This window comes from Rhodopirellula maiorica SM1, assembly GCF_000346295.1.
Taxonomy (GTDB): Bacteria; Planctomycetota; Planctomycetia; order Pirellulales; family Pirellulaceae; genus Novipirellula; species Novipirellula maiorica.
In genome coordinates this window covers 1-9,025 of sequence record NZ_ANOG01000319.1, presented here as the reverse complement: position 1 = coordinate 9,025, position 9,025 = coordinate 1, and the positions used below count along the sequence as shown (strand labels likewise).

Here is a 9,025-nt window from a genome sequence, read left to right as displayed (position 1 = left end):
CCACCAAGACCACGCCATCGGCCAGATCTCGAACCGCGACGTCGCCTTGGCCGCTACCTACGGTTTCAATGAAGATGCGGTCAAATCCAAATGCTTTCATGATCCTGAGCATGATGGCCAGGTTGTTCGCCACACCTTGCTGGCCCGATTCCGTCGACAAACTGCGAATGAACACCCGATGAGAAATGGGCGGCGATTTCGTTCCGCCTGCGATTCGGCAGCGATCGCCCAGGACGGCGCCACCGCTCAGCGGGCTCTCGGGGTCGCATGCAAGCACTCCGACGTACTCGCCTTGTTCCGCATATTCAGCCGCCAATCGGCACAGCAAGCTACTTTTGCCGACACCGGCACTTCCCGTCACCGCGATCACCGGTGTCTCGGCCTCCGGCGGCACCAGTGGGACGTCGGTCGCAAGCTTCGCGATTAATTCGCCATGCTGTTCAGGCGAAGCCGCCAGCGTCAATAAACGTGCAAGTGACCATCGATCTCCCCCGCGGAGTCGTTCGACCAGCGTTGCAATGTCGTTACGAAGTGTGGGAGACGACATGGCGAAACAAACTTAACTGAGGAATTGCACAATCGAATCGATCGAGGTACCGGGGCCGAAACAACCGCGTGCGCCGAGTTGAATCAGTTTTTGTTGATCCTGTTGCGGAATGATTCCCCCGACGATCACATCGATATGATCCAAATCGCGATCGTGTAACGCCGTGATCAAGGCGGGAACTAAGGTCATGTGTGCGCCATTAAGGATGCTGACGCCCAACCAATCGACGTCCTCGTCCTGGGCCGCTTCGGCGACCGAATCGATCGATTGCCATAGCCCGCTGTAGATCACGTGAAACCCGGCGTCCCGCAATCCGCGGGCGATGACTTTGACGCCACGGTCATGACCATCGAGTCCCACCTTTGCCAACAGGATGCGTTTACCCCGCGTCCGACTGCCGAACGTTTCTTGCCGACCGGATTGAGCGATTGCCATTTCAAGACCTCTCTAACAATTGACTGTTGGGCGAAATCGACCGTACACATCGGCCATGGCATCCATGCATTCTTGCACCGTGACTCGATGATCGGCGCACTGAAGCAACGCGGGGAATACATTCTCACCGGACGCAGCAGCATTTTTCAGCAACGCCAACGAACGAGCAACGTCTTGCCCACTTCGAGCAGCCTTAGTGTTCTTCAGATTCGTAATTTGCTCAGCTTCGGTCGATTCATCAAACTGCATTAGTGAAATGTCGGCATCGCCGGATTGTTGGAAATCGTTGACCCCGACGACGATTTTCCTTTGCGAGTCGACGGCCTGCTGATACGCAAACGCAGCTTCCGCTATTTCACGGCGAAAGAAACCATTCTCGACGGCGGGAATCATACCACCTTGCTCGGTGATTTCGGCAAAATAGTCATTCGCCGCCGTTTGCATCTGTTGTGTCAATGTTTCGACAAAATAGCTGCCACCGACTGGGTCGACGGTATTGGTGACTCCGGTTTCATAGGCCAACACTTGCTGCGTCCGCAGCGCCAGCGTTGCGGCATGCTCACTTGGCAACGCGAACGTTTCGTCCATCGAATTTGTATGCAGCGATTGGCAGCCACCAAGCGCAGCAGCGAGTGCTTGATAACCGACACGAACCAAATTCAGCTCGGGCTGGGTCGCCTGCAGTGAACAGCCTGCGGTTTGGGCGTGAAAACGGAGTTTCCACGATGCTGGGGATTTGGCACCGTAGCGATCCCGCATCATTTCCGCCCACAGTACCCTCGCGGCGCGATATTTTGCGACTTCTTCGAACAGATCGTTGTGAGCGTTGAAAAAGAAGCTCAGCCGCGGTGCAAACGAATCGATATCGAGACCTCGGCTTAGACACTGCTGGACATAGTGTTCACCGTCGGCCAGCGTGAAAGCCAACTCCTGTGCCGCAGTCGAGCCCGCTTCGCGAATATGGTAACCGCTGATCGAAACGGTATTCCACTGCGGCACGTGTTGTGAACAAAACTCAACTAGATCAACGACCAATCCGACCGAAGGTGCGGGCGGAAAGACATATTCGTTTTGAGCATGAAACTCTTTCAAGATGTCGTTCTGAATCGTGCCTCGTAGTCGCCGCCAATCATCGCCACGTTGCTTTGCCGCAGATAAGTAAAACGACATCACGACGATTGCAGGTGCGTTGATGGTCATCGAGACTGACACTTGGGTTAGGTCAATTCCATCGAACAACGCAAGCATATCGTCGACGGTGTCAATGGCCACTCCGAGCCGGCCGACTTCGCCCAAGGATCGTGGATCATCGCTGTCGAGCCCCATCAGCGTTGGCAAATCGAATGCCGTGCTGAGCCCCGTTTGCCCTTGGTCTAGTAGAAAGCGAAAGCGACGATTCGTATCGCTGGGGCGTCCAAACCCTGCGAATTGACGCATCGTCCACAAACGTCCACGGAACATTGATTCGTGGATGCCGCGGGTGAACGGAAACTGCCCCGGATGGCCAAGCTGCGTCGCAGGATCCCAGTCCGTCAAATCGTGTTCGGTGTACAGCGGTTCGATGGGAACACCGCTGATGGTGGTCCACGTCTGCGTCGGATCGGTGGATACGGAAGTCATAACAATACTCCTCCCTCCAGGTGATACAATTGATTATACGCGATTTTCAAGACGGTCGGCCGAGGAACTTGGATTCCCACGGCAGCCGAAGTGGTGGGCTCAGTTTTAAAAAAAGGAGATGCCGATGTCCGAACCCTCTACGGCGGGCGCACGATTTCGGGCGGCGTTGAATCACGAACGACCACTGCAGATTGCGGGAACGGTCAACGCGATCTCGGCACTCTTGGCGAGACAAGCTGGGTTTCAAGCGATCTATTTATCGGGCTCGGGGGTCGCAAGTACATCGCACGGGTTGCCCGATTTAGGTGTGACGACATTGCAAGACGTTGTGGAAGATGCGCGGCGAATTACCGCCGCAGTCGATCTGCCGTTATTGGTGGATGCCGATACTGGATGGGGCAGTTCGTTGATGATCGAGCGAACGGTGCGTGAATTAATCCGGGCCGGTGCTGCAGGATTGCATCTAGAGGATCAGATCGATGCCAAACGTTGCGGCCATCGCCCGGGAAAGCAACTCGTTTCCGCGGCAGAGATGAGCGACCGTTTAAAAGCTGCCTTGGATGCTCGCAGCGATTCCAGCTTTGTCATCATGGCCCGCACCGACGCGGTCGCCATCGAGGGGATGACCGCGGCGATTGATCGAGCCAACCAATACGTCGATGTGGGCGCCGAGATGATTTTTGCCGAAGCCGTCACGTCGCTCGAAGACTATCTTCGATTTACCGAATCGGTGTCGGTTCCGGTGCTGGCGAATATCACCGAGTTCGGCCGGACGCCGCTATACAGCCTGGACTCACTTCGCGAAGCCGGTGTCAAATTGGTGCTCTATCCGCTCACTGCATTCCGGGCGATGAATGACGCCGCCGCTCGGGTGTATCAGACGCTTCGCGAGACGGGGACTCAAAAAGATCTGATCGACATGATGCAGACACGCGATGAACTCTATTCGCTGCTGGATTATTATCGTCAAGAACCATGAATCATTCCGGCAGCGAACGTCGCAAACGGCTTGTCGATTTGGTCTAATTTTAGAAGTTTAGCCGTTAACCGATGGGCGTTAGCCCAATGCGATCTAGTTTGACAACCATCGGGGGATGCTCAAGTAGTGGGATTCGCCAGAATTCCCATTTTTGCTGTTGAAACACCAGGAACTCTGGCGAGTCCCACTACGAAAGTAGATGGCACTAAACGGGTGGCGTTTGTAGTGGTGCGGCGCAAGCCGCCAATCGCTTCGGCTCTTGGGGTTGGGTGGAACGAAACTCTTGTCGAGTTTCGCTACGGGGCGTGATGTCGGCAACGCGTTCACTCAGCATCAGTCTTTTGCGCTGCCCCACCAGTTTGGACTGGGGTTTTTGCTTTTGTCCAAAAAGTCCGCATGCTGTTTTTCAAGCCTAGGCATCAATTTTTCTCGAACGTTCTTCATTCGGGTATCAAATTTTGCTTGCGTGAATCGCGGGTCCGGCTGAGGGATCTTTGCTCCGGTTTCTGCCAACCAACCGTCCAGCCGCTGCTTTAGCTCCGCGACTCTTTCGGGATGCTGTGCAGCGACATCGGTGTGCTCGCCCTCGTCATTCGCAAGATCGTACAATTCATTGCGACCGTCTTCGTAGTAATGGATCAGTTTCCACTGTTTGCTGCGGATGATCGATGACGGTTCGCCACCTTGGTTGCCATAGTGCGGGTAGTGCCAGAACAAATCACGGTCTGCGATCTCGCCGCCTTTCAGAACTGGTACCAAACTAACGCCGTCAACATGCTGTTCGGGACGTTGTGGAAGCCCTGCCAATTCCAACATCGTCGGGTAAAAATCCATGCCAATTGCGGGAACGTCGCTGGACGCTCCCGGCGGCGTCATCCCGGGAACATGAATGATATAGGGTTCGCGGATGCCGCCTTCCCACTGCATTCCCTTGCCGCCACGCAGCGGCAACAGACTGGTCGAATAGGCATCCCCCGAGGAAACGCCACCGTTGTCCGAGGTAAAGATAACGACGGTGTTTTTGTCGAGCCCGGTTTCCTTTAACTTGTCCATCACAATACCGACGGCATTGTCGAGCGTTTCCACCATGCCCGCGTAAATTGGATTGTCCTGGACTTGCCGGACGGGTAATCGACGTTGCAGTGTGAAGCGAGTGTCGGTTTGCGTCAGCCCCATTTGCTCGGCCTTGTCGCGATACTTGTTGCAGAGTTCCTCGGTCGTTTGGATCGGGCCATGAACGGTATAAAACGACAAATACGCCAAGAACGGTTTATCTTTGCTTGACTCGATAAACGAGGCCGTTTCATTGGCCAACCGTAGTGTGAGCGATTCGCCGTCGGGACCGCTCTCGAGTCGTGGGTTCTGCCATGGCGCAAAGTAGCCGCCCTTGGGGCTGCCAACATCCCAGCCGCCCTTGTTGATCATGAATCCGTGATCCTCGGGCCATGATCCTTTGGTACCAAGATGCCACTTACCGGCAAAGAACGTGGTGTAGCCGCCTTCGCGGAGCGCCTCGGCCAGTGTCGTATCGTCCTTTGGCAACACGTGCTCGTATTCCGAGGGAAGCACGCGATCATCGCGATTCCACTTCGTCCCACTCGCCGCGCCGATCCAATCGGTGATCCCATGCCGAGGCGTTGCTTTGCCCAACATGATGCTGGCACGCGATGGGCTACAGACCTGGCATGCCGCATAGCCGTGGTCGAATCGCATTCCCGAGGCCGCCAATGCATCAATGTGCGGCGTTTCGTGGAACTTGCTGCCGGCGAAACCAAGGTCTTTACAACCGAGGTCGTCCACCAGAATAAACACAAAGTTGCGTTGAGTCGCAGCGGACGATGGTGCCGGATTCGCCAAAGCGAGAACGAACAAACCTAGGGCAAAACAGATCGAGTATTTCATAGGGGCAAGATAGACGTGAAATATGCAGGTAAGTTGAGAAGCATGTTCGTCTATCTTATACAAAGCCGCCCGTCGTGTTGTGCCCGAGTGGTTATGTTTTGACTGATTTCGGCGATGCGAGACCAGCCAAAGATGTCGTCAGTACTAGAATTCGATGACCACCTTGCCAACGTGCTTTTGCGACGCAAAGTAGCGGTAGGCTTCGATGGCATCGTCGAACGAGAAAGTCCTGTCAATCACCGGAGCAATGTTGTTGACCGTCATTGCTGCGAGCATACGCTGATGCATCTGGCGACTGCCGACATAGATTCCACGGATCGTCAGCAGATTAAATACGCTTAACATCGGACTGACTTTTGCGGCAGGCGAATCGAGCACACCGATCAAGTGGACATAGCCGCCGACGCCCGCGGATTTGATCGAGCGTGCGAGGGTTCCCGGACCACCCACTTCGACCACATGGTCCACACCGCTACCGTCGGTCAATTCGCGTACTTGCTTGTGCCAATCAGGATGTTTGGAGTAGTTGACAGAGAGATCTGCGCCCATGGCCGTGGCTTGTTCGATCTTTTCGTCGCTCGATGAGGTGATGATCACGCGAGCCCCTGCGGATTTTGCAAGTTGCAACGCAAAAATCGACACGCCGCCGGTTCCCAACAACAGCACCGTTTGCCCGGGCTGAAGATTTCCTGATTCGAATAACGCATGCCATGCCGTGACCCCGGCGCAAGGCACTGCGGCGGCTTCGGCAAAAGACATCGCATCGGGAATGGCGACCAGTGATTGTTCGCGTACAATCATCGATTCCGCGAGCACACCATCGACGCCGCCCCCCAAACCGGTGTGCAGCTTATCGCTATCAACGGCACCGTCGATCCAATCACGCATAAAGATCGGGCTGACCCGATCTCCGACTTTCCATCGAGTAACACCATCGCCAACCTCGGTCACCTCTCCCGCTCCATCGGACAACGGCACCACCGGCCGGGTGTCGTTACGAATATATCCACCGCCGGCGACGATTAAGTCACGGTAATTTAGCGAAGCCGCTTTCATTCTGATTTTGACTTCGCCCGCCGCTGGACTCGCTTCGTTTACATCGACTTTCTGGATTGCATCGATGCCTTTGTCTGAATCAATCAAATAGCTTTTCATAATATTTGCCTCGAGTGTTTAGGGGGCGTGTGGATCATCGTTTCATTTAACAGCGATTACCCCGCCCTGACCTCCGTCTTACAGCAGAAACCCAAATTTTAAGCAGCTAAGTAGGAAGGCAGCAATCATTGCGTGAATTCCTGTTAGTCGTTTGGGTCAACGCTGTGAAGCATCTATTCGTAGCGAAACTCGCAGAGAGTTTCGGTTTAAGTCGCGTGGCCGAAAGTTTCTGCGACTTTCGCTACAGTTAATTCGCGTTTTGCTTCACCGCGTTGGCCAAAACGGCTAACGAACCGAAAGACTTCTACCTACCTGCTTGCTTTACTTTGTCCGGGATCAATCGGTCTGAGAATCTTTTTGCCCATCATTTTTTGGCCTTCCCTGCGGCCGTTGCCCCTGCCACCCTTTGTCAAATTGTGCAAGCAATTTTGTTAACACGTCGGGACTACGGTCGGCGATGTTCACCGTCTCGTTCGGATCGTTCTGATGATCATACAGCTCGATGTCGATCGGAGCGGCCTGCGGATTTTCTGTATCTTTCCAGACCACTAATCGATACCGATCCGTTCGCATGGTGTAGCCCATTAGTCGGTTTTCAAACAACTCACGATCCCACTTTTCGCCCTGTTGCGAGATGATGCGCTGTTCCACTTCCTGGATCAACGGACCGAAAAAGGTCTCCCGCATGCTCGGCTGCAGCGGGTTGGCGGCCCATTCGCGAAGCGCAGGGTTGGGGAACTGACTAAACGCAGCGGATTTCCATTCACGATTTGGGTTCTTCAAAAGCGGTTGAAAACTGGTTCCTTCGAGATGAGAAGGTTTCGATATCCCCGCCAAATCACACAGCGTCGGGTACATGTCGACGAGTTCGACGAGCGCCTCGGTGGTTTTTCCCCGAGTACCTGCAGGCATATCGGGGGTCCAGATCATTAGCGGTACGCGTGTTGCAATCTCATAGTTGGTCGCTTTGCCCCAGACGCCCATGTCGCCAAGGTGCCATCCGTGGTCGCCCCAGACAATGATGATGGTGTTTTCACGAAGTCCGGCGTCGTCGAGCGCCGTGATCATTCGGCCCACTTGAGCGTCGACGTAACTGACACAGGCGAGGTAGGCGTGTCTGAGCGTGCGTGCCAACTCGGGATCGATCGCACCTGTTTTAGGGATCCCGTCACGGACTCGTAATTCAAACGACGCGTGCAAGCCCATCGCAGCGCCGTCTACTGGTGCTTTGTCTTGCGTAGCCAACGGGATTGCCGCGGGGTCGTAAAGGTCCCAGTACCGTTTCGGCGCGATGAATTCCAGATGCGGTTTAAAGAACCCCAAGCCCAGAAAGAACGGTTGGTCGCTGCCTGCCAATTCTTTCATCGTGGCAATGGCCAGGTCCGTATTGTAACCATCACGATAGGCCTGGTCGGGTACATCGGCACACTCATAGGCCGGTCCGTGCACGAGTCCGGTACCTCGGATCCCTTCGCCGTATTTAGCTTGCAAGGTTTCGAGGTTGCGTTTCTGAATCGCTTGGTTCTCTGGCAATGCGTAGGTGCCTGACGGAGCCTTCAGTTTCAGATTCTTTTTCGAAGGCGATCGACTCCACGAGTTCGCCATATCAGCATGTGCGGGACTGTGAAAAATCTTTCCGCAATGCACTGCTTCGTAGCCGTTGGCAATAAAGTGCTGCGAGAGCGTGATGATATCGGGATTCAAATCACGAAATTTCGCATTGTTCTCGACGACACCTATCGTGTCAGGGCGAGCGCCAGTCATCAAACTCGCTCGCGAAGGACTGCAAATCGCCTCCTGACAGTACGCTCGATTGAACAACAACCCGTCACTCGCCAACGCATCCAAGTTAGGCGTGATCGCGATTTCTGATCCATAACACCCGAGTTCGGGACGTAGGTCATCAACCGCAATGAACAACACGTTCGGCATTGATGCGGAGCGGTCGCCGTCACTAACATCCGCTGCATTGTCCGCGAAAGCGGAGCAACACGCCAACAGGACCGCAATGGACACGGCAAAAGGCATTCTTTTCATGTTCGTCTCAAAAGTTGTGCAAAAATTATTGGGATTCAAGTCGGTTGGCTGTGCGGGTGTTGGTCCGGGCCGGTAAATCTTTGATGTTGACGACGTGTTTGCTTACGCAGCTTACTTGTCACTTGTCCCCCGAATTCGTCGGTGGAGAGGGAACTGCCGTATAAACGGTTAGAAAATCTCACGCAAACAACGGATGCCAACGCCAACGTTTTATGTGTCCCGACGACGGCCCTGGTGGAATGCTGGAATCGTGGCTCGTTTCGAGATGGCTAACCTACCGAGAACTCTCCTCCCCGCTGCTCAATTGCGAGTAAAGATTGCTTGATTGGGCATCTGATTCTCGTTCCATT

Annotated in this window: 7 protein-coding genes; 1 reads left to right on the top strand and 6 read right to left on the bottom strand. The window is 54.5% G+C overall.

Annotation, left to right across the window (positions count from 1 at the left end; genetic code table 11):
• The 3 genes from RMSM_RS10360 to RMSM_RS10350 form a co-directional block, all read right to left on the bottom strand.
• A partial coding sequence (locus RMSM_RS10360; RefSeq protein WP_008695149.1) for an ArgK protein occupies positions 1–547 on the bottom strand: 547 nt, incomplete at its 3' end.
• 12 nt (positions 548–559) lie between these two features.
• The gene (locus tag RMSM_RS10355; protein WP_008695147.1) at positions 560–982 is read right to left on the bottom strand and encodes a cobalamin B12-binding domain-containing protein; all 423 of its coding nucleotides are present in this window, start codon (positions 980–982) and stop codon (positions 560–562) included.
• A gap of 12 nt (positions 983–994) precedes the next feature.
• Positions 995–2,602: an acyl-CoA mutase large subunit family protein gene (locus RMSM_RS10350; RefSeq protein ID WP_008695145.1), complete on the bottom strand. Its 1,608-nt coding sequence runs from the start codon at positions 2,600–2,602 to the stop codon at positions 995–997.
• A gap of 124 nt (positions 2,603–2,726) precedes the next feature.
• Here RMSM_RS10350 and prpB point away from each other — a divergent pair, with 124 nt between their 5' ends.
• A complete protein-coding gene (prpB, locus tag RMSM_RS10345; RefSeq protein WP_040765345.1) occupies positions 2,727–3,581 on the top strand; it encodes a methylisocitrate lyase in 855 nt (284 codons plus the stop codon).
• Between the two features lie 333 nt (positions 3,582–3,914).
• Here prpB and RMSM_RS10340 read toward each other — a convergent pair whose 3' ends face one another.
• The 3 genes from RMSM_RS10340 to RMSM_RS10330 all read right to left on the bottom strand — a co-directional run bounded on the left by RMSM_RS10340 (position 3,915) and on the right by RMSM_RS10330 (position 8,666).
• Positions 3,915–5,483 carry a sulfatase gene (locus RMSM_RS10340; protein ID WP_008695142.1) on the bottom strand — a complete coding sequence of 523 codons (1,569 nt, stop codon included), beginning with the start codon at positions 5,481–5,483 and terminating at the stop codon, positions 3,915–3,917.
• A gap of 144 nt (positions 5,484–5,627) precedes the next feature.
• A complete protein-coding gene (locus tag RMSM_RS10335; protein ID WP_008695141.1) occupies positions 5,628–6,638 on the bottom strand; it encodes a zinc-dependent alcohol dehydrogenase family protein in 1,011 nt (336 codons plus the stop codon).
• A gap of 336 nt (positions 6,639–6,974) precedes the next feature.
• The gene (locus RMSM_RS10330) at positions 6,975–8,666 is read right to left on the bottom strand and encodes a sulfatase (RefSeq protein ID WP_008695139.1); all 1,692 of its coding nucleotides are present in this window, start codon (positions 8,664–8,666) and stop codon (positions 6,975–6,977) included.
• Positions 8,667–9,025 lie beyond the last annotated feature (359 nt).

What these genes read in the sequence shown, in the direction of transcription:
- RMSM_RS10355 (WP_008695147.1), bottom strand. Translation starts at nt 982, where the DNA reads ATGGCAATCGCTCAATCCGGTCGGCAAGAAACGTTCGGCAGTCGGACG.
- RMSM_RS10350 (WP_008695145.1), bottom strand. Translation starts at nt 2,602, where the DNA reads ATGACTTCCGTATCCACCGATCCGACGCAGACGTGGACCACCATCAGC.
- prpB (WP_040765345.1), top strand. Translation starts at nt 2,727, where the DNA reads ATGTCCGAACCCTCTACGGCGGGCGCACGATTTCGGGCGGCGTTGAAT.
- RMSM_RS10340 (WP_008695142.1), bottom strand. Translation starts at nt 5,483, where the DNA reads ATGAAATACTCGATCTGTTTTGCCCTAGGTTTGTTCGTTCTCGCTTTG.
- RMSM_RS10335 (WP_008695141.1), bottom strand. Translation starts at nt 6,638, where the DNA reads ATGAAAAGCTATTTGATTGATTCAGACAAAGGCATCGATGCAATCCAG.
- RMSM_RS10330 (WP_008695139.1), bottom strand. Translation starts at nt 8,666, where the DNA reads ATGCCTTTTGCCGTGTCCATTGCGGTCCTGTTGGCGTGTTGCTCCGCT.